Annotated in this window: 21 protein-coding genes; 16 read left to right on the plus strand and 5 right to left on the minus strand. The window is 57.7% G+C overall.

The window, feature by feature from the left end; genetic code table 11:
- Nucleotides 1-100 precede the first annotated feature (100 nt).
- Together ACYZTZ_RS05420 and ACYZTZ_RS05425 are read left to right on the plus strand one after the other, a co-directional pair.
- Nucleotides 101-541, plus strand: a complete 441-nt coding sequence (locus tag ACYZTZ_RS05420) for a GlcG/HbpS family heme-binding protein (protein WP_461997461.1) — start codon at nucleotides 101-103, stop codon at nucleotides 539-541.
- A 215-nt stretch (nucleotides 542-756) separates the two neighbouring features.
- Entirely contained in the window at nucleotides 757-1,215 is a 459-nt protein-coding gene (locus ACYZTZ_RS05425; protein WP_461997462.1) for an REP-associated tyrosine transposase, read from the plus strand.
- 113 nt (nucleotides 1,216-1,328) lie between these two features.
- On the opposite strand, the gene ACYZTZ_RS05430 is transcribed toward ACYZTZ_RS05425, so the two are convergent.
- Entirely contained in the window at nucleotides 1,329-1,934 is a 606-nt protein-coding gene (locus ACYZTZ_RS05430; RefSeq protein WP_046046335.1) for a TetR/AcrR family transcriptional regulator, read from the minus strand.
- 134 nt (nucleotides 1,935-2,068) lie between these two features.
- On the opposite strand from ACYZTZ_RS05430, the gene ACYZTZ_RS05435 reads away from it, so the two are divergent.
- Nucleotides 2,069-2,983 (plus strand): DUF808 domain-containing protein, encoded by a 915-nt coding sequence (locus ACYZTZ_RS05435; RefSeq protein ID WP_461997463.1) that lies wholly within the window; start codon nucleotides 2,069-2,071, stop codon nucleotides 2,981-2,983.
- A 179-nt stretch (nucleotides 2,984-3,162) separates the two neighbouring features.
- Here ACYZTZ_RS05435 and ACYZTZ_RS05440 read toward each other — a convergent pair whose 3' ends face one another.
- Both ACYZTZ_RS05440 and ACYZTZ_RS05445 read right to left on the minus strand, forming a co-directional pair.
- On the minus strand, nucleotides 3,163-3,951 hold the full coding sequence (locus tag ACYZTZ_RS05440; RefSeq protein ID WP_461997464.1) for an MlaA family lipoprotein: 789 nt from the start codon (nucleotides 3,949-3,951) through the stop codon (nucleotides 3,163-3,165).
- Nucleotides 3,944-5,242, minus strand: coding sequence for a serine/threonine protein kinase (locus ACYZTZ_RS05445; protein WP_461997465.1), 1,299 nt, complete (start codon nucleotides 5,240-5,242; stop codon nucleotides 3,944-3,946). The genes ACYZTZ_RS05440 and ACYZTZ_RS05445 overlap by 8 nt, the downstream gene beginning before the upstream one ends.
- A 224-nt stretch (nucleotides 5,243-5,466) precedes the next feature.
- Here ACYZTZ_RS05445 and ACYZTZ_RS05450 point away from each other — a divergent pair, with 224 nt between their 5' ends.
- Nucleotides 5,467-5,835, plus strand: a complete 369-nt coding sequence (locus tag ACYZTZ_RS05450; RefSeq protein ID WP_095127736.1) for a hypothetical protein — start codon at nucleotides 5,467-5,469, stop codon at nucleotides 5,833-5,835.
- 124 nt (nucleotides 5,836-5,959) lie between these two features.
- On the opposite strand, the gene ACYZTZ_RS05455 is transcribed toward ACYZTZ_RS05450, so the two are convergent.
- Nucleotides 5,960-7,555 carry a glycoside hydrolase family 17 protein gene (locus ACYZTZ_RS05455; RefSeq protein ID WP_461997466.1) on the minus strand — a complete coding sequence of 532 codons (1,596 nt, stop codon included), beginning with the start codon at nucleotides 7,553-7,555 and terminating at the stop codon, nucleotides 5,960-5,962.
- A 286-nt stretch (nucleotides 7,556-7,841) separates the two neighbouring features.
- Between ACYZTZ_RS05455 and ACYZTZ_RS05460 the strand changes: the two genes are divergently transcribed.
- The 3 genes from ACYZTZ_RS05460 (at nucleotide 7,842) to ACYZTZ_RS05470 (ending at nucleotide 10,867) form a co-directional block, all read left to right on the plus strand.
- The gene (locus ACYZTZ_RS05460) at nucleotides 7,842-8,693 is read left to right on the plus strand and encodes a glycine betaine ABC transporter substrate-binding protein (protein WP_056745045.1); all 852 of its coding nucleotides are present in this window, start codon (nucleotides 7,842-7,844) and stop codon (nucleotides 8,691-8,693) included.
- Between the two features lie 207 nt (nucleotides 8,694-8,900).
- Complete coding sequence (locus tag ACYZTZ_RS05465; protein WP_008148580.1) at nucleotides 8,901-9,212, plus strand: DUF485 domain-containing protein; 312 nt, start codon at nucleotides 8,901-8,903, stop codon at nucleotides 9,210-9,212.
- Nucleotides 9,209-10,867, plus strand: coding sequence for a cation acetate symporter (locus ACYZTZ_RS05470; protein ID WP_046046329.1), 1,659 nt, complete (start codon nucleotides 9,209-9,211; stop codon nucleotides 10,865-10,867). The genes ACYZTZ_RS05465 and ACYZTZ_RS05470 overlap by 4 nt, the downstream gene beginning before the upstream one ends.
- Nucleotides 10,868-11,407: 540 nt before the next feature.
- Here the strand turns inward: ACYZTZ_RS05470 and gltA are convergent.
- The gene (gltA, locus tag ACYZTZ_RS05475; RefSeq protein WP_008148584.1) at nucleotides 11,408-12,697 is read right to left on the minus strand and encodes a citrate synthase; all 1,290 of its coding nucleotides are present in this window, start codon (nucleotides 12,695-12,697) and stop codon (nucleotides 11,408-11,410) included.
- Nucleotides 12,698-13,060: 363 nt separating this feature from the next.
- Between gltA and sdhC the strand changes: the two genes are divergently transcribed.
- From sdhC to sucD, 9 genes are all read left to right on the plus strand, one after another.
- Nucleotides 13,061-13,435, plus strand: coding sequence for a succinate dehydrogenase, cytochrome b556 subunit (gene sdhC / locus ACYZTZ_RS05480; protein WP_046048044.1), 375 nt, complete (start codon nucleotides 13,061-13,063; stop codon nucleotides 13,433-13,435).
- A complete protein-coding gene (gene sdhD / locus ACYZTZ_RS05485) occupies nucleotides 13,429-13,797 on the plus strand; it encodes a succinate dehydrogenase, hydrophobic membrane anchor protein (protein ID WP_123510546.1) in 369 nt (122 codons plus the stop codon). The genes sdhC and sdhD overlap by 7 nt, the downstream gene beginning before the upstream one ends.
- A 3-nt stretch (nucleotides 13,798-13,800) precedes the next feature.
- Complete coding sequence (sdhA, locus tag ACYZTZ_RS05490; protein ID WP_046048042.1) at nucleotides 13,801-15,576, plus strand: succinate dehydrogenase flavoprotein subunit; 1,776 nt, start codon at nucleotides 13,801-13,803, stop codon at nucleotides 15,574-15,576.
- Between the two features lie 11 nt (nucleotides 15,577-15,587).
- Nucleotides 15,588-16,292 carry a succinate dehydrogenase iron-sulfur subunit gene (locus ACYZTZ_RS05495; protein WP_008148594.1) on the plus strand — a complete coding sequence of 235 codons (705 nt, stop codon included), beginning with the start codon at nucleotides 15,588-15,590 and terminating at the stop codon, nucleotides 16,290-16,292.
- A gap of 262 nt (nucleotides 16,293-16,554) precedes the next feature.
- The gene (locus ACYZTZ_RS05500; protein WP_461997468.1) at nucleotides 16,555-19,386 is read left to right on the plus strand and encodes a 2-oxoglutarate dehydrogenase E1 component; all 2,832 of its coding nucleotides are present in this window, start codon (nucleotides 16,555-16,557) and stop codon (nucleotides 19,384-19,386) included.
- Between the two features lie 42 nt (nucleotides 19,387-19,428).
- Nucleotides 19,429-20,649 carry a 2-oxoglutarate dehydrogenase complex dihydrolipoyllysine-residue succinyltransferase gene (gene odhB, locus ACYZTZ_RS05505; RefSeq protein WP_129442288.1) on the plus strand — a complete coding sequence of 407 codons (1,221 nt, stop codon included), beginning with the start codon at nucleotides 19,429-19,431 and terminating at the stop codon, nucleotides 20,647-20,649.
- 110 nt (nucleotides 20,650-20,759) lie between these two features.
- Nucleotides 20,760-22,196 (plus strand): dihydrolipoyl dehydrogenase, encoded by a 1,437-nt coding sequence (lpdA, locus tag ACYZTZ_RS05510; protein ID WP_461997469.1) that lies wholly within the window; start codon nucleotides 20,760-20,762, stop codon nucleotides 22,194-22,196.
- A gap of 200 nt (nucleotides 22,197-22,396) precedes the next feature.
- On the plus strand, nucleotides 22,397-23,563 hold the full coding sequence (gene sucC, locus ACYZTZ_RS05515; RefSeq protein ID WP_008148602.1) for an ADP-forming succinate--CoA ligase subunit beta: 1,167 nt from the start codon (nucleotides 22,397-22,399) through the stop codon (nucleotides 23,561-23,563).
- Nucleotides 23,563-24,444, plus strand: a complete 882-nt coding sequence (gene sucD, locus ACYZTZ_RS05520) for a succinate--CoA ligase subunit alpha (RefSeq protein ID WP_008148605.1) — start codon at nucleotides 23,563-23,565, stop codon at nucleotides 24,442-24,444. The genes sucC and sucD overlap by 1 nt, the downstream gene beginning before the upstream one ends.
- The last annotated feature ends 225 nt before the right edge of the window (nucleotides 24,445-24,669 follow it).

Raw genomic sequence — 24,669 nt, forward strand, 5'->3', positions numbered from 1 at the left:
GTATACAAAAAAATAACTCATTGTGTTCTATTTGTTGCATCGGACTTCTGAACAAAACGCAGTCCAGCAGCTTTCCCTATAACAAAATGAGGACGGCACCATGAGCGCTTTAACCTTGAAAGTCGCAGTCAACCTGACCAATCAGGCTATCTCCGCAGGGCGTGCAATCTCGGCGGCTCCATTGACCATCGCAGTCCTGGATGCGGGTGGACACTTGGTCACCCTGCAGCGTGAAGACGGCGCCAGCCTGCTGCGCCCGCAGATCGCCATCGGCAAAGCCTGGGGCGCCATCGCCCTGGGCAAAGGCTCACGCCTGCTGGCGCTGGACGCACAACAACGACCGGCGTTTATCGCCGCTTTGAACAGTCTGGGGCAGGGCAGCGTTGTGCCGGCACCGGGCGGTGTATTGATTCGGGATCAGGAAGGGAACGTGCTGGGAGCGGTGGGTATCAGCGGGGATCTTTCCGATGTTGATGAGCAATGTGCGATCAATGCGATTGAGGCGTTGGGGTTGCAGGCGGATGCGGGGGTGACTGCTTGATTATGTAGTGACTGATCTACCGCTTTCGCGAGCAAGCCCGCTCCCACACTGGTTCGTCGGTGGACACAAAATGTCTGAACACCGCCCACCCACTGTGGGAGCGGGCTTGCTCGCGAAGGCAATCTCCCGGACACATCCAGCTAAAAGTCTGCCGCACCCTCAAGCATTCGCAGGTCTAGCCTTCTCATGAATTCATCGTGAGAGAAGGCAAAGGAATGCCTGAACTGTCAGCTTCGCATCGCCTGCGAATCGGCCGCTATGCCGAGCAAAACCGGATCTATCTCCTGACTGCCAATACCCTCAAACGAGAGCCTGTTTTCAGGGATTACACCTTGGGCAGGATGGTCGTACACCAATTCAAACAAGCACAGGACCAAGGGTTTGCCGACTCTTTGGCCTTTGTCGTCATGCCCGATCATTTTCACTGGTTGATTCAACTACAAAGAGGGTCGCTGGGCCAGTTGATGTGCCAGACCAAATCGTTAAGTACTCGAGCAATCAATGCCGCCACTGGCAGGGCAGGCAGTCTTTGGCAGCAGAGCTTTCATGATCATGCGGTGCGGCAAGAGGAAGATTTGGTGAAGCTTGCTCGATATGTTGTCGCCAACCCATTGCGGGCGGGGCTGGTGGAGAAGCTTGGCGACTATCCGCTGTGGGATGCCATTTGGCTTTAGTCTCAGGGCCGCGTTGCCCCCTTCGCGAGCAAGCCCGCTCCCACAGGGGATTTGTGGACATCAGAGATCGAGTGTGGGAGCGGGCTTACTCGCGAAAGGTGCGCTGCGGTGTATCAGTCCGGCTCACACCCCTTGAGCACCAACCGGATAATCGTCTGCGCCGCCGCTTCATAGTCGGCCTCATCGAGCTTGGCCTTTCCGGTCACCGCGGAAATCTGCCAGTCGAAGTCGGCATAGGTCTGGGTCGCGGCCCAGATGCTGAACATCAGGTGGTTGGGGTCGATCGGGGCGATCTGGCCGCGGTCGATCCAGGTCTGGATGCAGTCGATGTTGTGCTTGGCCTGGCCGTTGAGCCGTTCAACCAGATCAGCGCTCAGGTGTGGGGCGCCGTGCATGATTTCGCTGGCGAACACCTTGGAGGCGAAGGGCAGGTCGCGGGAGATGCGGATTTTCGAGCGGATGTAGCCGCTCAGCACTTCACTGGGCACGCCGTCGGCATTGAACGGTGTCGAGGCCTGCAGAATCGGTTCGATGATGCTTTCCAGGACCTCGCGGTAGAGGTTTTCCTTGGATTTGAAGTAGTAGTAGACGTTGGGCTTGGGCAATCCCGCCTTGGCTGCGATGTCACTGGTTTTGGTCGCAGCGAAGCCCTTGTCGGCAAATTCTTCACTGGCGGCACGCAGGATCAGTTCTTTGTTGCGCTCGCGGATGGTGCTCATAAACCAGGGGGTTCCTTGCCTGTTCTGGCGGTTGCGCATGGTAGCACCGGCCTCGCGCGGCGCTCAAGAATGCCCCGTGCGGTACCCGGCCGCGTTATGCTGCGCGGCATTCATTCAAGAAGGAAACCTGATTCATGGCAGGAAGCAGTTTGCTGTTGCTGATCGACGACATTGCCGCGGTACTCGACGATGTGGCGTTGATGACCAAAATGGCCGCCAAGAAGACTGCTGGCGTGCTCGGCGACGATCTGGCGCTCAATGCCCAACAGGTTTCCGGTGTGCGTGCCGAGCGGGAAATCCCGGTGGTGTGGGCGGTGGCCAAGGGCTCGTTTCTCAACAAGCTGATCCTGGTGCCCTCGGCGTTGGCCATCAGTGCATTCATTCCGTGGCTGGTCACGCCGTTGTTGATGATCGGCGGCGCTTACCTGTGTTTCGAAGGTTTCGAAAAACTGGCCCATAAATTCCTGCACAGCAAGGCGGAAGACCAGGCCGAGCATGCAGAGCTGGTCGAGGCCGTGGCTGATCCGGCGGTCGATCTGGTGGCGTTCGAGCAGGACAAGATCAAAGGCGCCATCCGCACCGACTTCATTCTCTCTGCAGAAATCATCGCAATCACCCTGGGCACCGTGGCGGATGCCTCGCTGACGCAGCAAGTCATCGTGCTTTCGGGCATTGCCATCGTCATGACCATCGGCGTGTATGGCCTGGTGGCCGGCATCGTCAAACTCGACGACCTCGGCTTGTGGCTGACCCAGAAGCCTGGACAGATCGCCAAACGCATTGGCGACGCCATCCTGCGTGCCGCGCCGTACATGATGAAAAGCCTGTCGGTGATCGGCACGGCGGCGATGTTCCTGGTGGGTGGCGGAATTCTCACCCACGGCGTGCCGGTGGTTCATCACTGGATTGAGAGCGTCAGCGCAGGGGCGGGCGGTGCCGGGTTTGTCGTGCCGACGTTGCTGAATGCGGTGGCGGGGATTGTGGCGGGGGCGGTGGTGTTGGCGGGTGTGATGGTTGCCGGCAAACTCTGGAAAGCAGTGAAAGGCTAAAGCTAGGCACTGCCCAAATGTGGGAGCGGGCTTGCTCGCGAAGGCGGCACATTCAGCATTGATGTAACTGACAGACCGCTTTCGCGAGCAAGCCCGCTCCCACAGGGGATTTGTGGAACGTCTAGAAATGAAAAAGGCCATTCGATTCGCATCGAATGGCCTTTTTTGTTGCCGATGAATTACTCGGCGATCTGCAGCTTGCGCGACTCGGTGTAGACGTAACGCACCTTCTCGTACTCGAACGGTGAGTTCAGCTGGCCGTAGCGGAAGCTGGTCTGGTAGCGCTTGTCGATGCTGCGCAGGACCCAGATTTCCGGGTGGTTTTCGCTGACTTGAGCGACGTTCAGGAAGTTGATCGCGTTCTCGGCGGTGAAGTCCACTGCCAAGCCACCGGTGTCGCGGATGTTCGAAGGACCAAGGATCGGCAGCACGAAGTAGGCGCCGCCCGGTACACCGTAGAAGCCCAGCGTCTGGCCGAAGTCTTCGCTCTGGCGCGGCAGGCCCATGGAGGTGGCCGGGTCCCACAAACCGGCGATACCGATGGTGGTGTTGAGCAGCAGGCGCGCGGTGGTTTCCATCGAGCGCTGCCCTTTGAATTGCAGCAGGCTGTTCAACAGATTCGGCACATCACCGAGGTTGTTGAAGAAGTTGCTGACGCCGGTGCGCAGGAAGCTCGGGGTGATGTAGCGATAGCCGTTGACCACGGGCAGGAACACCCATTGGTCGAAGCGGTAGTTGAAGTGGTAGACGCGGCGGTTCCACTCTTCCAGCGGGTCGTAGACGGCCAGCGCGCTAAGCGTCGAGCGTTCGAACTCGCGCTGATCCAGCCCCGGGTTGAATTTGAGTTTGCTCAGCGGCTCCTTGAAGCCGTCACTGTCAATCACAACCGGTGCGTTGGCTTTGCTGTTGTCGGCATTGGCGACGCCTGCACAGAGTAACGCTGCGATAAGCAGGAGGTATTTAGCCACGGAAGAACTCCAGCATGGCGTCGCTGTTGACGCGGTAATTAAGGTTGCCGCAATGGCCGCCCAGTGGATAAACGGTCAAGCGATCGCCAAAGGTCTTGCGCAGGAAACCAAGGTCACCAGGGCCTAGAATCACGTCGTCGGCGTTGTGCATGACGGCGATTTTCGGGCTGTCGTGCAGGTAATCCTTGAGCGCATACAAACTGACCTGGTCGATCAGTTGCAGCAGGCTCCCGCCGTCGGTGCGGGCGCGCCACATCGGGATGAGCTGTTCGGTGATGTAACAGTCGAAGTCGCACTGCAGCGCACGCTTGAGGTACGGCGTGAGGCTGGTGCCTTCGGTAATCGGGTATTTCGGCGGGGTGATGAGGCCGCGGCGGTTGATCAGGTCCGAGGTGAAGGCAATGTCGGCTGCCGAGAAGCGGAACGAAGTGCCGATCAGCATGGCCATCTGTTCGTTGCTCAGGTGCTGCTTGGACTGCTGGAAGTCGTAGAGCAGGGCATCGTTGAGGTCGATGTAGCCTTTCTGCTGGAAGTAGCGGGTCAGTTTGTTCAGCACCAGTTCGTAGAACGTTGTGCTGTTGTTGATGCCCTTGACTTCCGTTTGTACAAGCTTGTCCAGGTTGGTAATCGAGGTATATAGGTTGACCGGCGGGTTGAGCAGCAAGACTTTCTTGAAGTTGAAGCTGCGGCGGGTTTCATCCAGGTGCGCGACAAATGCCGCGTCCAGGGCGCCCAGGCTGTAGCCGGTCAGGTAGTAATCGGTGACGGGGACTTTCGGGTTTTGTGCCCGCACGGCCTGCATTACCCGGTACATGTCTTCGGCATCGTCCTCGGTGATACCTGGGGTGGCGAAGCGTGAGGCGGCGCTCATGAAGTCGAAGCTGGTAGGCGACGACAGTTGCACCACGTGGTAGCCGGCCTTGTAGTAGAGCTTTTTCAGGTATTCGTTAAGGCTGCTGTCGTAGCGCGCGCCGGTGCCGGAGATCAGGAAAATCAGCGGTGCGGCTTTATCCTGGGTGGCGATGCGGTAGGTGAGTTTCTTCACCGGCCAGAAGTTGTCCGGCAAATCGAACTCACGCTCCGGGCGTAACCTGACGCTGCGGGTTTCCTGATTGATGTCATCGTCCAGCGGCAACTCCGGACGCAGGTCCGGCGGTGTCGTCGCGATGGTCGCCTCGAACGGGTTGGTCAAGGGGTAGCCATAGCTGGCAGCGTCGATATCGACGGCCAGTGCGGACGCACTCAAAATAAGGCCGCCAAACAGGGCGGCGAAGCGCAAGGAACGGAGCATGACTAGATCCCTTAGAGAAAGGTGCCAAATGAAGTTCGCAGGCTATGACCACGGGGTTTGCGCCAAAGTGCCATGGATCGGCACCAATCAGGCCTAATTTCGGATTAATAGTAGCTGGACGATACACTTTGCAGCGATTTCGTGACCAATTATCTCTTACATGCGTTTGCTAACCGCTGGCTGGGGATTAAGCTGGCCGCCGTTTTCGTTTATTGGAGTGCTTCATGTCCCGCCGTCTGCCTGTAATTCTGCTGCTCGTTCTCCTGCCGTTATGGCTGGCCGCCAGTTATGGCGCGCGTTATGGCTTCATGGAGGATGCTCAATGGGTCGGCATCTGCGTGGACGAAGCGAGTCGCTGGGAATGCCAGGTTCGTTCGAGCCTGGGCCTGATGATTCACTTCAATGTCTTGGGCTTCGCGGCATTGGCGGCAGCCGTTATCGGTTTTGTGCTACCGGGCCGGGCAGGGTGGTGGTTGGCCGTGCTGGCGCTCGTGTTCGGGTTTCCGGCGTTGGCGTTGTACAACACGACATTGGCTGTTTTTGCGGTGGTGATTGCTGGATTGCGTTTGGTTAGGGCTTCCCGCAGCGCCTGATAGATCGTCATCGCGAGCAAGCTCGCTCCCACAGGGATTTTTGTCGTACAAAAATTCTGTATTCGCTGAAGAACCCTGTGGGAGCGAGCTTGCTCGCGATGAGGCCGGTAGGGGCGCTGAAAATTTATCCTTTTCGAACCCGCAAACTGCGCCACAACGCTGCAACCATCAACACACTCACCAGCGCCCAACCCCAGGCCTGCTGATTCTGCAACCCTTCGCGATACAGCTGCGGCGCAATGCCAGCACCGATGATGAAGGTCAGCAGGGCAATCTCCCGACGCGCCACGCTCACCGGGCGGCACAGATAGACCAGCGCCGGCAGGATGAATGCGACACTCGGGAAGCTGCGATAACGCGGATCGAACACCAGCTCCAGCATCGTCACCGCAGCGGCAAACCCGGCCACAGCGAGCAACCAGCCCGCCCGACGTTCCAGCGCATTGAACGCCCGTCCGCGCCAGCCGGCGCGAGCGCTCAGGGTCAGTGCCGCATGGGCCAGCACCAACACGTTCAACGCCGTCAGCAAAGCGACCCATAACCATTCACTGGTAAACCGCGTAGTGACACGGGCCAGGTCGCCCCAGGCGCCAATCGAGCAGGCGGCCAGCGCGCCGAGCAGTGGCAGGACCAGCGCCGCGCGCGTGCTGCGTACACGTCCGCCGAGGATCAACGTGCCAAGGAAGATCAGACCTCCCACCACCAGCCACTGCGTCCAGTAAGGCACGTTCGACACCGGACCGGCGAGCACGCCCTTGTCCTGGCGATCGGCATCGAACAGCCCCCAGTAACCACCGACCGCACCTTCGCTGGCGCGTTTCCATGGCTGGTCGAAGGCTTCGATCAGGTTGTAATGCCAGCCTTGCTGCTCCGCCATGATGACAAAAGCGCGAATGAACTTGGCTTCATTGACCCGGCTCGGCAGGGCGGTTTCACGCTGACGGCCTTCACTCGGCCAACCGGTTTCGCCAATCATCACGTCCTTGGGCGCGAACTTGTTGCCGAACACCTGACGTACTTCGGCCACATGCTGCAGGGCGGCATCGATGTTCGACGGGTCATCTTCCCAGTACGGCAACAAATGGATGGTCAGGAAATCCACCGCCGGGGCGATTTCCGGGTGTTTGAGCCAGAACTCCCAGACATCGGCGTAAGTGACAGGCTGTTTGACCTGGCTTTTGACTTTACTGATGAGCTTGGCCAGTTGCGCGCCAGTGACTTCCTTGCGCAACAGGGTTTCGTTGCCGACGATCACCGAGGTCACAACGTCCGCGTTGGCGTTGGCCGAGGCGATCAGCAGGTCGACTTCCTTGGCGGTGTCCACCGGGTTGCTGTTGACCCAGGCGCCGATCATCAGTTTCAGCCCGTGCTTGCGCGCCAGGTCGGGCAGGGCCTCGAGGCCGGTCATGGAATAGGTGCGGATGCATTCGAAGCTTTTGGCCAGCAGCGCGAGGTCGGCATCCATGCGCTCGGGGCGCAGCTTGAACGGCTGATCGAACGGTGATTGATCCTTGTCGAACGGGGTGTAGGAGGCGCATTGCAGCTTGTGCGTCGCACTGGCCACGTCCGGCAGGATCACCGGTTTACCGAGGCCGTACCAGAAGCCACCCAGGGCAAAAAGCCCCAGCAGGCAGGCGAATAGATAAGCAAAAAAAGGAAAGCGGGATGTCGCGGGCATGGTCAGGCCGTCTGGGAGCAAAGCCGCGCATGTTACCTTCATTTGCCGCGTGCTTGGTGGCCTGCATACTTTTGACATGCAAAGTTTGGGCGGATTGGCCGGCGGTCTTCCTGTGGTCTAGATTAATGGCGTTCTGATGTCGTTTCTCGATGCCTTGAGGTCGCTGGCAGAGAAGGTCGCCATTGTCGTGAGGTTGATTATCGAGGCGTCAGTACTCCGCTGATGTTCGGACGAGTTTGCGGTGGGCGTGATGGGGGCGCTGGGCACCATAACAATACGTTGACGCGACTCGGCATCCGTCGAGCGCAGCACTTTCGGGGAAGTAACGATGAAGATGCGACGACTCTTGGGCGCAGGTGCCGCTTTGGTGCTGGCGATCAGTTCTACTGTAGCCAGCGCCGAAGGCAAGGCAGTGACTATCGGTTATGTCGACGGCTGGTCGGACAGTGTCGCCACGACCAACGTGGCCGCTGAAGTGATCAGGCAGAAACTCGGTTATGACGTGAAACTGCAAGCAGTCGCCACCGGGATCATGTGGCAGGGCGTGGCCACTGGCAAACTCGATGCCATGATGTCTGCGTGGCTGCCTGTGACTCATGGTGAATACTGGACCAAGAATAAAGATCAAGTCGTCGATTACGGTCCGAACTTCAAGGACGCGAGAATTGGCCTGATCGTGCCGGAGTACGTCAAAGCCAAAAGTATTGCCGATCTGAAAACCGACGATAGCTTCAAAGGTCGCATCGTCGGCATCGACGCCGGTTCGGGCGTAATGCTCAAGTCCGAGCAGGCGATCAAGGACTACGATCTGACCGGGTATCAACTCAAGGCCAGTTCCGGCGCCGGCATGATTGCCGAGCTGACCCGTGCCGAGAAGAAAAACGAATCCATTGCCGTCACCGGCTGGGTGCCGCACTGGATGTTCGCCAAGTGGAAACTGCGCTTCCTGGACGACCCGAAAGGCGTTTATGGCGCGGCTGAAACCGTAAACAACATCGGCAGCAAAGAACTGGCAACCAAAGCTCCGGAAGTTGCCAAGTTCATGAAGAACTTCCAGTGGGCGTCGAAAGACGAAATCGGCGAAGTCATGTTGGCGATTCAGGATGGTGCCAAACCTGAAGCCGCCGCCAAGGATTGGGTGGCCAAACACCCGGAACGCGTTGCAGACTGGACCAAATGATTTGAGCTGACGCGTCTGGTCAGCACTTCTCAAGGCCCCTTGGCATATTTGCCAAGGGGCCTTTTGTTTTTCCCCATTTATTTAATGCATGCCGGGAAATGGCGATTCTGTCATGTCGTTCTAATACTAAGGTCGTCTGGAACCAGTTCCGTAGCCGCATAGAGTGGATAACGTTCCAACTTCATCTGTGCTGCGAGGATAAAAACAATGAACGACAGCATTTACCTCTCGATTCAAAACAGCCCGCGCTTCAAGGAGCTGGTTAGTAAGCGAGAAAAGTTCGCCTGGATTCTTTCGGCGATCATGCTTGGGCTTTACTCCGGATTCATCCTTTTGATTGCTTACGGGCCGCATATTCTGGGGGCGAAAATCAGCCCCGAGTCTTCGATTACCTGGGGGATACCGATTGGTGTCGGGCTGATTCTCTCGGCCTTTATCCTGACTGCAATCTACGTACGACGCGCCAATGGCGAATTCGACGACCTGAACAATGCGATTCTCAAGGAGGCTCAGCAATGATCCGGCGTCTAATGGCTCTATTGAGCATCGCAGCCTTTGCACCTGGCGCCTGGGCGGGTGAAGCCCTGACCGGCGAAGTGCACAAACAACCGCTCAACGTTTCCGCGATCCTGATGTTCGTCGCGTTCGTTGGCCTGACCCTGTGCATCACCTACTGGGCTTCCAAGCGCAACAATTCGGCGGCTGACTACTATGCGGCGGGTGGCAAGATCACCGGCTTCCAGAACGGTCTGGCGATTGCCGGTGACTACATGTCGGCGGCGTCCTTCCTGGGTATTTCCGCCCTGGTGTTCACTTCCGGTTACGACGGTCTGATCTACTCGATCGGCTTTCTGGTGGGCTGGCCGATCATTCTGTTCCTGATCGCCGAGCGCCTGCGTAACCTGGGTAAATACACCTTTGCCGACGTGGCGTCCTACCGCCTTGGGCAAACCCAGATCCGCACGCTGTCCGCTTGCGGTTCGCTGGTGGTGGTGGCGTTCTACCTGATCGCGCAAATGGTCGGTGCCGGCAAGCTGATCCAGCTGCTGTTCGGTCTCGACTACTACGTTGCCGTGATCCTGGTCGGTATCCTGATGTGCATGTACGTGTTGTTCGGCGGCATGCTGGCGACCACTTGGGTGCAGATCATCAAGGCCGTGTTGCTGCTGTCCGGTGCTACGTTCATGGCGCTGATGGTCATGAAACACGTCAACTTCGACTTCAGCTTGCTGTTTTCCGAGGCAATCAAGGTTCACCCTAAAGGTGAGGCGATCATGAGCCCGGGCGGTTTGGTGAAAGATCCGGTTTCGGCATTCTCCCTTGGCCTGGCACTGATGTTCGGTACCGCTGGCCTGCCGCACATTCTGATGCGCTTCTTCACCGTGAGTGACGCGAAAGAAGCTCGCAAGAGCGTGCTGTATGCAACCGGCTTCATTGGCTACTTCTACATCCTGACGTTCATCATCGGCTTCGGCGCGATCCTGCTGGTCAGCACCAACCCTGCCTTTAAAGATGCGGCTGGCGCGCTGTTGGGCGGCAACAACATGGCGGCGGTGCACCTGGCTAACGCAGTGGGCGGCAGTATTTTCCTGGGCTTCATCTCGGCAGTCGCGTTCGCAACCATTCTGGCTGTAGTGGCTGGTTTGACGCTGGCCGGTGCTACGGCGGTGTCTCACGACCTTTACGCCAGTGTGATCAAGAAGGGCAAGGCGAACGACAAGGACGAGATCCGTGTCTCGAAAATCACCACCATCTGTCTGGGTGTGTTGGCGATCGGTCTGGGCATTCTGTTCGAAAGCCAGAACATCGCGTTCATGGTTGGCCTGGCGTTCTCCATCGCGGCGAGCTGTAACTTCCCGGTGCTGCTGCTTTCCATGTACTGGAAGAAGCTGACCACGCGTGGTGCGATGATCGGCGGCTGGTTGGGTTTGATCAGTGCCGTTGGTTTGATGGTGCTTGGGCCAACCATTTGGGTGCAGATCCTGCATCACGAGAAGGCTATCTTCCCGTACGAGTACCCGGCGCTGTTCTCCATGGCCATTGCGTTTATCGGGATCTGGTTCTTCTCGATCACTGACAAGTCGACTGCGGCTGACAATGAGCGGGCGCTGTTCTTCCCGCAGTTTGTTCGTTCGCAGACGGGCTTGGGGGCGAGTGGGGCGGTTGCTCACTAAGGCTTCAGGCTTGTATATATAAGCTGCGTTAAACAGAAATGCCCCGGTCGAGAGATCGGGGCATTTTTTGTTGGGCGGTTATCGGCCCTTGTTGACTGAGTACATATCCGTTTCTTCTGTAACGGCTGATTATGGTTTCGCTTTTACAGCGACTCACTTTTGCAGACGCCCAAAAGTAAGCAAAACGCTTCGCCCCGGCGTACGGCACTTCGCTAAAGCTCAGTGTTCCCTCGCTACGGTGTCCATCAGGGGGCATCGCCTACGGTCTGCTTCGCGACGACCTCCTCTCGATGTGTGCGGCTTCGCCGCACGGCGCTGCGCGCCTAACCCCCTGATGAACACCTACGCTCGGCCTGCCGAAGGGGCGAAAGATCAAAAGCAGGATCAACATCAAAAGCAAAAGCCAGATCAACAGCCCGCCGCTCACTCATCGTTCACTCCGCGTGGGAACGAACAGGTTCATCGCACAAACAAAAACGGCCTCTATATAAATAGAGGCCGTTCCCGGTGCAACTTTAAGACGTTATCGCAAGACAGGTCTTATTTGCGGTCTTCCAGCTTGGTGATGTCACGCGACTCGTAGCCGGTGTACAACTGGCGCGGACGGCCAATCTTGTACGGGCTGGAGAGCATTTCTTTCCAGTGGGAGATCCAGCCGACAGTCCGCGCCAGGGCGAAGATCACGGTGAACATGCTGGTTGGAATGCCGATCGCCTTGAGGATGATCCCCGAGTAGAAGTCGACGTTCGGGTACAGCGAGCGTTCGATGAAGTACGGGTCGGTCAGGGCGATCTCTTCCAGGCGCATGGCCAGTTCGAGTTGCGGATCGTTGGTGATGCCCAGTTCCTTCAGCACTTCGTCGCAGGTCTGCTTCATGACTGTTGCGCGTGGGTCGCGGTTTTTGTAAACCCGGTGACCGAAGCCCATCAGTTTGAACGGATCGTTCTTGTCCTTGGCCTTGGCGATGTACTTGTCGATGTTCGACACATCGCCAATTTCATCGAGCATGGTCAGAACAGCTTCGTTCGCGCCGCCGTGGGCAGGGCCCCACAGTGCAGCGATGCCGGCGGCGATACAGGCGAACGGGTTGGCACCCGAAGAACCGGCCAGGCGTACGGTGGAAGTCGATGCGTTCTGCTCGTGGTCGGCATGGAGGATGAAGATCTTGTCCATGGCGTTAGCGAGTACCGGGCTGATCGGTTTGATCTCGCACGGGGTGTTGAACATCATGTGCAGGAAGTTTTCCGCGTACGTCAGGTCGTTGCGCGGGTACATCATGGGTTGCCCCATCGAGTACTTGTAAACCATCGCTGCCAGGGTCGGCATCTTGGCAACCAGACGGATCGCGGAAATTTCGCGATGCTGCGGGTTATTGATGTCCAGGGAGTCGTGGTAGAAGGCCGAGAGGGCGCCGACTACGCCGCACATGACGGCCATCGGGTGGGCGTCGCGACGGAAACCGTTGAAGAACGTCTTCAGCTGCTCGTGAACCATGGTGTGGTTCTTCACGGTGCTGACGAACTGGGCCTTCTGTTCTGCGGTCGGCAATTCGCCGTTGAGCAGCAGATAGCAGGTTTCCAGGTAGTCCGACTTTTCAGCCAGCTGTTCGATCGGGTAGCCGCGGTGCAGCAGAATGCCGTTGTCGCCGTCGATATAGGTGATCTTCGACTCGCAGGAAGCTGTCGACATGAAACCAGGGTCAAAGGTGAAACGGCCCGTGGCCGTCAGGCCCCGAACATCGATAACATCGGGACCAACGGTGCCGGTTAAAATGGGCAGCTCGACGGGGGCTGCGCCCTCGATGATCAACTGCGCTTTTTTGTCAGCCATGTGGCCTCCTATTTATGCTTGAAATCATCAGACAGACCCCCCACGCAGGGCCCGCACCACTATAGTGAGATAAATTCGAATGTCAATTTGCCTAAAGTCTTGCTCCAGAAGGCTTTAACCGGACTTTTTCCTCGAAATTGACTGCCATTTACGCCTTTTATACGACTTGTGCAATGAGCTATTAGGGGAAGGTGAACGCGTTGTCATTAGTAGCCTAACTGTCTATACTCGGCCACCGACCGCCAGGGGCTTTTTGGCCTGCTTTGTTGGGGGTCGCATCCCTGGGTAGTGGTTACCTGACCAGTGCACTCCCCAACAACTTTGCCCTGATTGTTAGGGGCTCTTCAGTGTGAAAAAAAAGCCGTGAAAAGCCAACGACCTGTAAACCTAGACCTAAGGACCATCAAACTCCCCATTACCGGCGTTACGTCGTTTCTTCACCGTGTTTCCGGCATCATCCTCTTCCTGGGCCTTGGCTTCATGCTGTATGCATTGGGCAAGTCTCTGGGTTCCGAGGAAGGTTTTGTCGAGGTGAAGGCATGCTTGACCAGTCCGCTGGCCAAGTTCGTAGCATGGGGCCTCCTCTCCGCCTTGCTGTATCACATGGTAGCCGGCGTGCGCCATCTGATCATGGACATGGGCATCGGTGAGACGCTGGAAGGCGGCAAGCTGGGCTCGAAAATCATTATCGCCGTGTCTGCGGTGTTGATCGTTCTGGCGGGAGTTTGGATATGGTAACCAGCGTAACGAACCTGTCGCGTTCCGGTCTCTATGACTGGATGGCGCAGCGTGTGTCTGCGGTTGTTCTCGCGGCTTATTTCATTTTCCTGATTGGATACCTCGCAGCGCACCCTGGCATTGGCTACGCCCAATGGCACGAGCTGTTTGCAAGCAACGGGATGCGTATCTTCAGTCTGCTGGCCCTGGTGGCCCTGGGCGCTCACGCCTGGGTTGGCATGTGGACCATCGCGACCGACTACCTGACGCCGATGGCGCTGGGCAAGTCCGCGACTGCAGTACGTTTCCTCTTCCAGGCGGTATGCGGCGTCGCGATGTTCGCGTACTTCGTCTGGGGTGTGCAGATTCTTTGGGGTATCTGATTCATGTCTACTACAGTTAATACGCTTTCGTTCGACGCCATCATCATTGGCGGCGGCGGTGCCGGCATGCGTGCTGCTCTGCAGCTGGCACAAGGTGGTCACAAGACTGCCGTAGTTACCAAGGTTTTCCCGACTCGTTCGCACACTGTATCCGCCCAGGGTGGCATCACCTGCGCCATCGCTTCGGCAGATCCGAACGATGACTGGCGCTGGCACATGTACGATACCGTCAAGGGTTCCGACTATATCGGTGACCAGGACGCTATCGAATACATGTGTTCCGTAGGCCCGGAAGCGGTCTTCGAACTCGAGCACATGGGGTTGCCGTTCTCCCGTACCGAACAAGGCCGCATCTATCAGCGTCCGTTCGGCGGTCAGTCGAAAGACTTCGGTAAAGGTGGCCAGGCTGCACGTACTTGCGCCGCTGCCGACCGTACCGGTCACGCACTGCTGCACACCCTGTACCAGGCCAACCTCAAGGCCGGCACCGTATTCCTCAACGAATACTACGGCGTCGACCTGGTGAAGAACGAAGATGGTGCCTTTGTCGGCATGATCGTCATCTGCATCGAAACCGGCGAAACTTCCTACGTCCGCGCTAACGCCACTGTTCTGGCGACTGGCGGTGCAGGTCGTATCTACTCGTCCACCACCAATGCCCTGATCAACACCGGTGACGGCGTCGGCATGGCTCTGCGTGCTGGCGTGCCGGTACAAGACATTGAAATGTGGCAGTTCCACCCGACCGGCATCGCCGGCGCCGGTGTACTGGTGACGGAAGGTTGCCGCGGTGAAGGCGGTTACCTGATCAACAAGCACGGCGAGCGTTTCATGGAGCGTTATGCTCCGAACGCCAAAGACCTTGCTGGTCGTGACGTTGTTGCTCGCTCGATGGTTAAAGAAATCATCGCCGGCAACGGTTGCGGTCCGGATGGCGACCACGTAATGCTGAAACTCGATCACCTCGGTGAAGAAGTTCTGCACAGCCGTCTGCCAGGCATCATGGAACTGTCCAAGACCTTCGCCCACGTCGATCCAGCCGTGTCGCCGATTCCGGTCGTTCCAACCTGCCACTATATGATGGGCGGCGTGCCGACCAACATTCACGGTCAGGCGATCACTCAGGACGCCGACGGCGTTGACCAGATCATCCCCGGTCTGTTCGCAGTAGGCGAAGTGGCCTGCGTATCGGTTCACGGTGCCAACCGTCTGGGCGGCAACTCGCTGCTCGACCTGGTGGTATTCGGTCGTGCTGCCGGCCTGTTCCTGGAACAGACCCTGAAAGAAGGCGTCGACTACACCCGCGCTCGCCAGTCCGACATCGACGCTGCCCTGGCACGTCTCGATGGCCTGAACTCGCGTACCGAAGGCGAAGACGTCGCCACCCTGCGTAAAGAGCTGCAAAGCTGCATGCAGAACTACTTCGGTGTATTCCGTACCGGCGAATACATGCAGAAGGGTATTGCTCAGCTGGCTGATCTGCGTGGCCGTATCGCCAACGTCAAGATCAACGACAAGAGCCAGGCGTTCAACACCGCTCGTATCGAAGCGCTGGAATTGCAGAACCTGCTGGAAGTGGCCGAAGCTACCGCCATCGCTGCAGAGATCCGCAAAGAGTCCCGCGGCGCTCACGCCCGTGAAGACTACGAAGACCGCGACGACGAAAACTGGCTGTGCCACACCCTGTACTTCCCGGGTGACAAGCGCGTAACCAAGCGTGCTGTGAACTTCTCGCCGAAGACTGTTCCGACTTTTGAACCTAAGATTCGGACTTATTAAGGGTGGCCGCCATGTTGCAAGTCAGTGTTTATCGCTACAACCCTGATCAGGACGCTGCGCCGTTCATGCAGGAATTTTCGGTCGATACCGGTGGTAAAGACCTGATGGTGCTGGACGTGCTGGCCCTGATCAAAGAGCAGGACGAAGGTTTCTCCTATCGTCGCTCTTGCCGTGAAGGTGTTTGCGGTTCCGACGGCATGAACATCAACGGCAAAAACGGTCTGGCGTGCGTCACGCCGCTGTCCGCTGTCGTGAAAGGTAACAAGCTGATCGTTCGTCCTCTGCCAGGTTTGCCGGTTATCCGTGACCTGGTCGTCGATATGAGCATCTTCTACAAGCAATACGAAAAGGTTAAGCCATACCTGCAGAACGACACGCCGGCTCCGGCCATCGAACGTCTGCAGACCCCTGAAGAGCGTGAAAAGCTTGACGGTCTGTACGAGTGCATCCTGTGCGCTTGCTGCTCGACCTCTTGCCCGTCCTTCTGGTGGAACCCGGACAAGTTCCTGGGTCCAGCTGCTCTGCTGCAAGCGTATCGCTTCCTGGCAGACAGCCGCGACACCAAGACTGCCGAGCGTCTGGCTTCGCTGGATGACCCGTTCAGCGTATTCCGCTGCCGCGGGATCATGAACTGCGTCAACGTCTGCCCGAAAGGCCTGAACCCGACTAAGGCCATCGGTCACGTACGTAACATGCTGCTGCAAAGCGGCGTGTGATTCAGCTGCTGTACCCGTAGGACTGCTGTACCCGTAGATGCTACGGCGCAGGCTTCAACCGGCGCCGTAGTTTTAACCTGAGCAGCAGCTTATAAGGCTGCGGCTCTTATTTTGAAGAAATGAGACAAGCAGGGGCATCCGGGCTGGTACCCGGACTATCAGCGTGATCCTAAGTGGCTTGTTTTAGTCGCTGCATTCGGACTTCTGCAAGCGTGCTCGGTGTCGACGCCGGTGGTGTTCCCCTAACCGAGGGTGACCAAGCATGCAAGAAAGCGTGATGCAGCGCATGTGGAACAGCGCCTACCTATCCGGTAGTAACGCTGCCTATGTGGAAGAGCTCTACGAGCTCTACCTGCACGACCCTAACGCTGTGCCAGAAGAGTGGCGCACCTACTTCCAGAAGTTGCCTGCTGACGGCAACACTGCCACCGATGTTTCGCACTCCACAATTCGCGATCATTTCGTCTTGCTGGCAAAGAACCAGCGCCGCGCCCAACCGGTTTCCGCCGGCAGCGTGAGCAGTGAGCACGAGAAGAAGCAAGTTGAAGTGCTGCGATTGATCCAGGCCTACCGTATGCGTGGCCACCAGGCAGCCCAGCTTGACCCGCTGGGGCTGTGGCAGCGTCCTGCACCTGCAGACCTGTCGATCAATCATTACGGCTTGACCAATGCCGATCTTGATACGACCTTCCGTGCCGGCGACCTGTTCATCGGCAAAGAGGAGGCGAGCCTACGCGAAATTCACGAAGCGTTGCAGCAGACATATTGCCGCACCATCGGCGCTGAATTTACGCATATCACCGATTCCGAGCAGCGCCAGTGGTTCCAGCAGCGTCTGGAAAGCGTGCGCGGCCGTCCGACGTACTCCGCCGACATCAAGAGCCACTTGCTTGAGCGCGTGACCGCCGGCGAAGGTCTGGAAAAATACCTGGGTACCAAATACCCGGGTACCAAGCGTTTCGGTCTGGAAGGCGGCGAAAGCCTGATTCCGATGCTCGACGAGCTGATCCAGCGTTCCGGTTCCTACGGCACCAAGGAAATCGTTATCGGCATGGCCCACCGTGGTCGACTGAACGTGCTGGTCAACACCTTCGGCAAGAACCCGCGCGAGCTGTTCGACGAGTTTGAAGGCAAGAAGAAGGTCGAGCTGGGTTCCGGTGACGTTAAGTATCACCAGGGCTTCTCGTCCAACGTGATGACCACTGGCGGTGAAGTTCACCTGGCCATGGCGTTCAACCCGTCCCACCTGGAAATCGTATCTCCAGTGGTCGAGGGTTCGGTTCGCGCCCGTCAGGATCGTCGTAACGACCCTACCGGCGAGAAGGTTCTGCCGATCTCCATCCACGGTGACGCGGCATTCGCCGGTCAAGGCGTGGTCATGGAAACCTTCCAGATGTCGCAGACCCGCGGTTTCAAGACCGGCGGCACCGTGCACATCGTGATCAACAACCAGGTCGGTTTCACCATCAGCAACCCGCTGGACTCGCGCTCCACCGAGTACGCGACCGACGTTGCGAAGATGATCCAGGCGCCGATCCTCCATGTGAATGGTGATGATCCGGAAGCCGTGTTGTTCGTGACCCAGCTGGCCATCGACTACCGCATGCAGTTCAAGCGTGACGTGGTGATCGACCTGGTCTGCTACCGTCGTCGTGGCCACAACGAGGCCGACGAGCCAAGCGGTACTCAGCCTCTGATGTATCAGCAAATCGCCAAGCAGCGCACCACGCGTGAGCTGTATGCCGATCGTCTGACCCAGGGCGGTGTATTGGACGTTGAACGTGTTCAGGCGAAAGTCGACGAATACCGCAACGCGCTGGACAACGGTCTGCATGTTGTAAAAAGCCTGGTCAAAGAGCCGAACAAAGAGTTGTTCGTGGACTGGCGTCCGTATCTGGGCCATGCCTGGACCGCGCGTCACGACACTCGCTTCGATCTGAAAACCTTGCAGGAACTGTCCGCCAAGCTGCTGGAAATTCCGGAAGGCTTCGTGGTTCAGCGCCAGGTCTCGAAAATCTACGAAGACCGTCAGAAGATGCAAGTCGGCGGCCTGCCGATCAACTGGGGTTACGCCGAAACCATGGCGTACGCGACCCTGGCGTTCGAAGGTCACCCGATTCGCATGACGGGTCAGGACATCGGTCGCGGTACGTTCTCGCACCGTCACGCTGTCTTGCACAACCAGAAAGACTCGGGTACCTACATCCCGCTGCAAAACCTGTACAAGGGCCAGCCACGTTTCGACCTGTACGATTCGTTCCTGTCCGAAGAAGCCGTACTGGCGTTCGAATACGGTTACTCGACCACCACGCCTGAGGCGCTGGTTCTCTGGGAAGCCCAGTTCGGTGACTTCGCCAACGGTGCCCAGGTGGTGATCGACCAGTTCATTACCAGTGGCGAGCACAAGTGGGGCCGTCTCTGCGGTCTGACCATGCTGCTGCCGCACGGTTATGAAGGTCAGGGTCCGGAGCACTCTTCGGCTCGTCTGGAGCGTTACCTGCAGCTGTGCGCCGAGCACAACATTCAGGTTGCCGTACCGACTACGCCGGCTCAGATCTACCACTTGCTGCGTCGTCAGGTAATTCGCCCGCTGCGCAAGCCGTTGATCGTTCTGACTCCGAAGTCGCTGTTGCGTCACAAACTGGCCATCTCGACCCTGGAAGATCTGGCCGAAGGTTCGTTCCAGACCGTTATCCCGGAAATCGATGTTCAAGACCCGAAAAAGGTCGAGCGCATTGTTCTGTGTAGCGGCAAGGTCTACTACGACCTGCTGGAAAAACGCCGTGCCGAAGGTCGTGACGACATCGCCGTCGTGCGTATCGAGCAGCTGTACCCATTCCCTGAGGACGACTTGAACGAAGTCCTGGCTCCGTACACCAACCTCAAACATATCGTTTGGTGTCAGGAAGAGCCGATGAACCAGGGTGCCTGGTACTGCAGCCAACACCACATGCGCCGCATCGTTGGCAATCACAACAAGTCGCTCGTACTCGAGTACGCGGGCCGTGATGCTTCTGCTGCACCTGCTTGTGGTTACGCATCGATGCACGCTGAGCAGCAAGAAAAACTGCTGCAAGACGCCTTTACTGTTTAACGCCTTCGCGCACCTGAAACCGAATTTAAGGACCCACAGATAATGGCTATCGAAATCAAAGCCCCCACTTTCCCGGAATCGGTTGCCGATGGCACCGTTGCCACCTGGCACAAAAAGCCGGGCGACGCCGTCAAGCGCGATGACCTGATCGTCGACATCGAAACTGACAAAGTCGTATTGGAAGTGTTGGCCACCGCTGATGGCGTGCTGGGCGCGATCGTCAAGAACGAAGGCGACGTCGTTCTGTCCGACGAAGTCCTGGGCTCCATCGAAGCGGGCGGCGCTGCTGCCGCTCCAGCTGCTGCCGCTGCTCCGGCCGCTGCACAAGCTGCTGCTCCAGCCGCTGAAGGCGAAGATGATCCTGTTGCTGCACCGGCTGCTCGCAAGCTGGCTGAAGAAAACGGTATCAACATCGCTTCCGTTGCCGGCACTGGCAAAGGCGGTCGTGTGACCAAGGAAGACGTTGTTGCCGCTGTAGCTGCCAAGAAAGCCGCTCCGGCTGCCGCGCCTGCCAAGGCTGCTGCTCCTGCCGCTGCTGCTCCAGTATTCGCTGCCGGCGATCGCATCGAGAAGCGCGTACCGATGACCCGCGTGCGGGCCACCGTCGCCAAGCGTCTGGTTGAAGCTCAATCGAACATGGCAATGCTGACCACTTTCAACGAAGTCGACATGACCGAAGTCATGGCGCTGCGTTCGAAGTACAAGGACCTGTTCGAGAAGTCCCACAACGGCGTGCGCCTGGGCTTCATGTCGTTCTTCGTCAAGGCTGCCACCGAAGCGCTGAAACGCTTCCCGGCTGTCAACGCGTCGATCGACGGTGCTGACATCGTTTACCACGGCTACGCTGACGTCGGTGTTGCTGTTTCCAGCGACCGCGGCCTGGTTGTTCCGGTTCTGCGTAACGCCGAACTGATGAGCCTGGCTGAAATCGAAGGCGGCATCGCCACCTTCGGCAAGAAGGCTCGTGACGGCAAGCTGTCGATGGACGAGATGACCGGCGGTACGTTCACCATCACTAACGGTGGTACTTTCGGTTCGATGATGTCGACCCCGATCGTCAACCCGCCGCAAGCGGCCATCCTGGGCATGCACAACATTCTGCAGCGTCCTATGGCGATCAACGGTCAGGTTGTTATCCGTCCGATGATGTACCTCGCTCTGTCCTACGATCACCGTCTGATCGATGGCAAAGAAGCTGTGACCTTCCTGGTTACCATCAAGAACCTGCTGGAAGACCCGGCTCGTTTGCTGCTGGATATCTGATTTCGTTGCACGGGCCGTCCAGTGATGGACGGCCCTTCTGTAATGACCAGCTTCGTCCCACGACGGTCCTCAAAAGGGCCCGTCCGGTTTGATTCGAGAAGGAATGACACATGACTCAGAAATTCGACGTGGTAGTGATTGGCGCGGGCCCTGGCGGCTACGTGGCTGCCATTAAAGCAGCGCAACTGGGCCTCTCCACTGCCTGCATCGAGAAATACACCGACAAGGAAGGCAAACTGGCCCTCGGCGGTACTTGCCTGAACGTCGGCTGCATTCCATCCAAGGCGCTGCTGGACAGCTCCTGGAAATACAAGGAAGCCAAAGAAGGCTTCGCGATCCACGGTATCAATCACGCTGGCGTGACCATGGACGTGGCGGCAATGGTTGGCCGTAAAGCCAACATCGTCAAAGGCCTGACCTCTGGCGTTGCCACCCTGTTCAAGGCGAACGGCGTTACTTCCCTGCAAGGTCACGGCAAACTGCTGGCCGGCAAGAAAGTTGAACTGACCAAGCCAGACGGCAGCGTCGAAATCATCGAAGCAGAGAACGTGATTCTGGCTTCGGGCTCGCGTCCGATCGACATTCCACCGGCTCCGGTTGACCAGAACGTGATCGTCGATTCGACTGGCGCACTGGAATTCCAAGCCGTACCTAAGCGTCTGGGCGTGATCGGCGCTGGCGTAATCGGTCTGGAACTGGGTTCGGTCTGGTCCCGTCTGGGTTCCGAAGTGGTTGTTCTGGAAGCGCTGGAGAAGTTCCTGCCAGCGGCTGACGACGCCGTTTCCAAAGAAGCCTACAAGACCCTGACCAAACAAGGTCTGGACATCAAACTGGGCGCTCGCGTCACCGGTTCCAAAGTGAACGGCAACGAAGTTGTCGTGAACTACACCGATGCCAATGGCGAACAGAACATCACGTTCGACAAGCTGATCGTTGCCGTTGGTCGCCGTCCGGTGACCACCGAGCTGCTGGCAGCTGACAGCGGTGTGAACATCGACGAACGTGGCTTCGTTTTCGTTGACGACCAGTGCGCCACCAGCGTTCCGGGCGTTTACGCGATCGGCGACGTGGTTCGCGGCATGATGCTGGCGCACAAGGCGTCCGAAGAAGGCATCATGGTGGTTGAGCGCATCAAGGGCCACAAAGCCCAAATCAACTATGACCTGATCCCGTCTGTTATTTATACTCACCCGGAAATCGCGTGGGTCGGCAAAACCGAGCAGACCTTGAAGGCTGAAGGCGTTGAAGTTAACGTTGGCACCTTCCCGTTCGCAGCCAGTGGCCGTGCCATGGCAGCCAACGACACCGGCGGTTTCGTGAAAGTCATCGCTGATGCCAAGACTGACCGCGTATTGGGCGTCCACGTGATTGGCCCGAGCGCCGCAGAACTGGTTCAGCAGGGCGCGATCGGTATGGAATTCGGCACCAGCGCTGAAGACTTGGGCATGATGGTTTTCTCCCATCCGACCCTGTCCGAAGCCTTGCACGAAGCAGCTCTGGCTGTGAATGGCGGCGCCATTCACATTGCCAACCGCAAGAAGCGTTAAGACAAGACAATAAGAAACCACGGCGGAAGGCCCGTCGTGAGCCTTGCGTGCAAGACTCACCGCGGAATGTCCGCCGGACGCAGCCTTGCGTAGTCTCACCGGTTATCCGGAACACCTACGCAAGCAGCAGTCACAGGTGGTGCGGCACTTGAACAAGTGCAGCACCGAATGCGCAGTACCTAACGAAGACGGTAATAAGCATGAATCTTCACGAGTATCAGGGTAAGCAGCTGTTCGCTGAATACGGCCTGCCAGTATCCCAGGGTTTCGCCGTAGACACCCCGGAAGCAGCAGCAGAAGCGTGCGACAAAATCGGCGGGACCGAATGGGTTGTCAAAGCCCAGGTTCACGCAGGTGGTCGCGGTAAAGCGGGCGGCGTTAAGCTGGTTCGCAGCAAAGAAGACGCCAAAGCATTCGCTCAACAGTGGTTGGGCAAGCGTCTGGTGACTTACCAGACTGATGCCAATGGTCAGCCAGTCACCAAGATCCTGGTTGAATCGTGCACTGATATCGCTAAAGAGCTGTACCTGGGCGCTGTCGTTGACCGTTCGAGCCGTCGCATCGTGTTCATGGCTTCCACCGAAGGTGGCGTGGACATCGAGAAAATCGCTCACGACACCCCTGAGAAAATCCTCAAGGCCACTATCGATCCACTGGTTGGCGCTCAGCCATTCCAGGGTCGCGAGCTGGCATTCCAGCTGGGCCTGGAAGGCAAGCAAGTTGCTCAGTTCGCCAAGATCTTCGTAGGTCTGGCCAAGCTGTTCAAGGATCACGACCTGGCTCTGCTGGAAGTGAACCCGCTGGTGATCAAGGCTGACGGCGATCTGCATTGCCTCGACGCCAAGATCAACATCGATGCCAACGCCATGTACCGTCAGCCTAAGCTGAAGACTTTCCACGATCCGTCGCAAGACGATCCGCGCGAAGCGCACGCTGCCAAGTTCGAACTGAACTACGTAGCGCTGGAAGGCAACATCGGTTGCATGGTCAACGGTGCTGGCCTGGCCATGGGTACCATGGACATCGTCAACCTGCATGGCGGCAAACCAGCCAACTTCCTCGACGTGGGCGGCGGTGCTACCAAAGAACGCGTTACCGAAGCGTTCAAGATCATCCTGTCCGACACTAACGTCGCTGCAGTATTGGTCAACATCTTCGGCGGCATCGTTCGTTGCGACATGATTGCCGAAGGCATCATCGGCGCTGTGAAAGAAGTCGGCGTGAAAATCCCGGTTGTTGTTCGCCTTGAAGGCAACAACGCTGAGCTGGGCGCTAAAGTACTGGCAGAAAGCGGTTTGAACATCATCGCTGCTACCAGCCTGACCGACGCTGCTCAACAAGTTGTCAAAGCTGCGGAGGGCAAATAATGAGCGTCCTGATCAATAAAGACACCAAAGTTATCTGCCAGGGTATTACCGGTTCGCAAGGTAGTTTCCACACCCAGCAAGCCATCGAATACGGCACCAAGATGGTTGGTGGCGTAACTCCTGGTAAAGGCGGCACCGAGCACCTGGGTCTGCCAGTGTTCAACACCGTGAAAGATGCTGTAGCTGCCACTGGCGCCACCGCCAGCGTGATCTACGTTCCAGCTCCTTTCTGCAAGGACTCCATCCTGGAAGCAGCATTCGGCGGCATCAAGCTGATCGTTTGCATCACTGAAGGCATTCCTACCCTGGACATGCTGGATGCCAAGGTCAAGTGCGACGAGCTGGGCGTAGTCCTGATCGGTCCTAACTGCCCAGGCGTGATCACTCCAGGCGAATGCAAGATCGGCATCATGCCAGGTCACATTCACTTGCCAGGCAAGGTCGGTATCGTTTCCCGTTCCGGCACCCTGACCTACGAAGCTGTCAAGCAAACTACTGACGCCGGTTTCGGTCAGTCGACTTGCGTCGGCATCGGCGGTGACCCGATCCCGGGTTCGAACTTCATCGACATCCTGAAGCTGTTCCAGGAAGACCCGAAGACCGAAGCGATCGTGATGATCGGTGAGATCGGCGGTTCGGCTGAAGAAGAAGCGGCTGCCTACATCAAGGCACACGTGACCAAGCCGGTTGTTTCCTACATCGCTGGTGTGACTGCCCCTGCAGGCAAGCGCATGGGCCATGCTGGCGCAATCATCTCTGGCGGCAAAGGCACTGCAGACGAGAAGTTTGCTGCCCTGGAAGACGCAGGCGTTAAAACCGTGCGTTCGCTGGCAGACATCGGCAAGGCTTTGTCCGAGCTGACCGGTTGGGCGATCAAGTAAGCCTCGCGCTTATCTGACGCTTCACCAAACAAAGGCCACCTTCGGGTGGCCTTTGTCATTTGCGAAGATCAAAAGATCGCAGCCTCGTTGCACTCGACAGCTCCTACAAGGTTTCGTATCCCCTGTAGGAGCTGTCGAGTGCAACGAGGCTGCGATCTTTTGATCTTTTTATATGTAAACGCGACACAGAAATGTCGTGCATCGGATACTTCGCACCCTAACAGT

Source organism: Pseudomonas sp. LB3P58, assembly GCF_054897895.1.

Bases quoted from the DNA above. Each gene is read 5' to 3' on its own strand.
- sdhD (WP_123510546.1), top strand. From the start codon at position 13,429: ATGGTAACCAGCGTAACGAACCTGTCGCGTTCCGGTCTCTATGACTGG.
- ACYZTZ_RS05450 (WP_095127736.1), top strand. From the start codon at position 5,467: ATGTCCCGCCGTCTGCCTGTAATTCTGCTGCTCGTTCTCCTGCCGTTA.
- odhB (WP_129442288.1), top strand. From the start codon at position 19,429: ATGGCTATCGAAATCAAAGCCCCCACTTTCCCGGAATCGGTTGCCGAT.
- ACYZTZ_RS05500 (WP_461997468.1), top strand. From the start codon at position 16,555: ATGCAAGAAAGCGTGATGCAGCGCATGTGGAACAGCGCCTACCTATCC.
- sucC (WP_008148602.1), top strand. From the start codon at position 22,397: ATGAATCTTCACGAGTATCAGGGTAAGCAGCTGTTCGCTGAATACGGC.
- ACYZTZ_RS05430 (WP_046046335.1), bottom strand. From the start codon at position 1,934: ATGAGCACCATCCGCGAGCGCAACAAAGAACTGATCCTGCGTGCCGCC.
- lpdA (WP_461997469.1), top strand. From the start codon at position 20,760: ATGACTCAGAAATTCGACGTGGTAGTGATTGGCGCGGGCCCTGGCGGC.
- ACYZTZ_RS05495 (WP_008148594.1), top strand. From the start codon at position 15,588: ATGTTGCAAGTCAGTGTTTATCGCTACAACCCTGATCAGGACGCTGCG.
- ACYZTZ_RS05460 (WP_056745045.1), top strand. From the start codon at position 7,842: ATGAAGATGCGACGACTCTTGGGCGCAGGTGCCGCTTTGGTGCTGGCG.
- ACYZTZ_RS05445 (WP_461997465.1), bottom strand. From the start codon at position 5,242: ATGCTCCGTTCCTTGCGCTTCGCCGCCCTGTTTGGCGGCCTTATTTTG.
- ACYZTZ_RS05465 (WP_008148580.1), top strand. From the start codon at position 8,901: ATGAACGACAGCATTTACCTCTCGATTCAAAACAGCCCGCGCTTCAAG.
- sucD (WP_008148605.1), top strand. From the start codon at position 23,563: ATGAGCGTCCTGATCAATAAAGACACCAAAGTTATCTGCCAGGGTATT.
- ACYZTZ_RS05455 (WP_461997466.1), bottom strand. From the start codon at position 7,555: ATGAAGGTAACATGCGCGGCTTTGCTCCCAGACGGCCTGACCATGCCC.
- ACYZTZ_RS05425 (WP_461997462.1), top strand. From the start codon at position 757: ATGCCTGAACTGTCAGCTTCGCATCGCCTGCGAATCGGCCGCTATGCC.
- gltA (WP_008148584.1), bottom strand. From the start codon at position 12,697: ATGGCTGACAAAAAAGCGCAGTTGATCATCGAGGGCGCAGCCCCCGTC.
- ACYZTZ_RS05435 (WP_461997463.1), top strand. From the start codon at position 2,069: ATGGCAGGAAGCAGTTTGCTGTTGCTGATCGACGACATTGCCGCGGTA.
- ACYZTZ_RS05420 (WP_461997461.1), top strand. From the start codon at position 101: ATGAGCGCTTTAACCTTGAAAGTCGCAGTCAACCTGACCAATCAGGCT.
- sdhA (WP_046048042.1), top strand. From the start codon at position 13,801: ATGTCTACTACAGTTAATACGCTTTCGTTCGACGCCATCATCATTGGC.
- ACYZTZ_RS05470 (WP_046046329.1), top strand. From the start codon at position 9,209: ATGATCCGGCGTCTAATGGCTCTATTGAGCATCGCAGCCTTTGCACCT.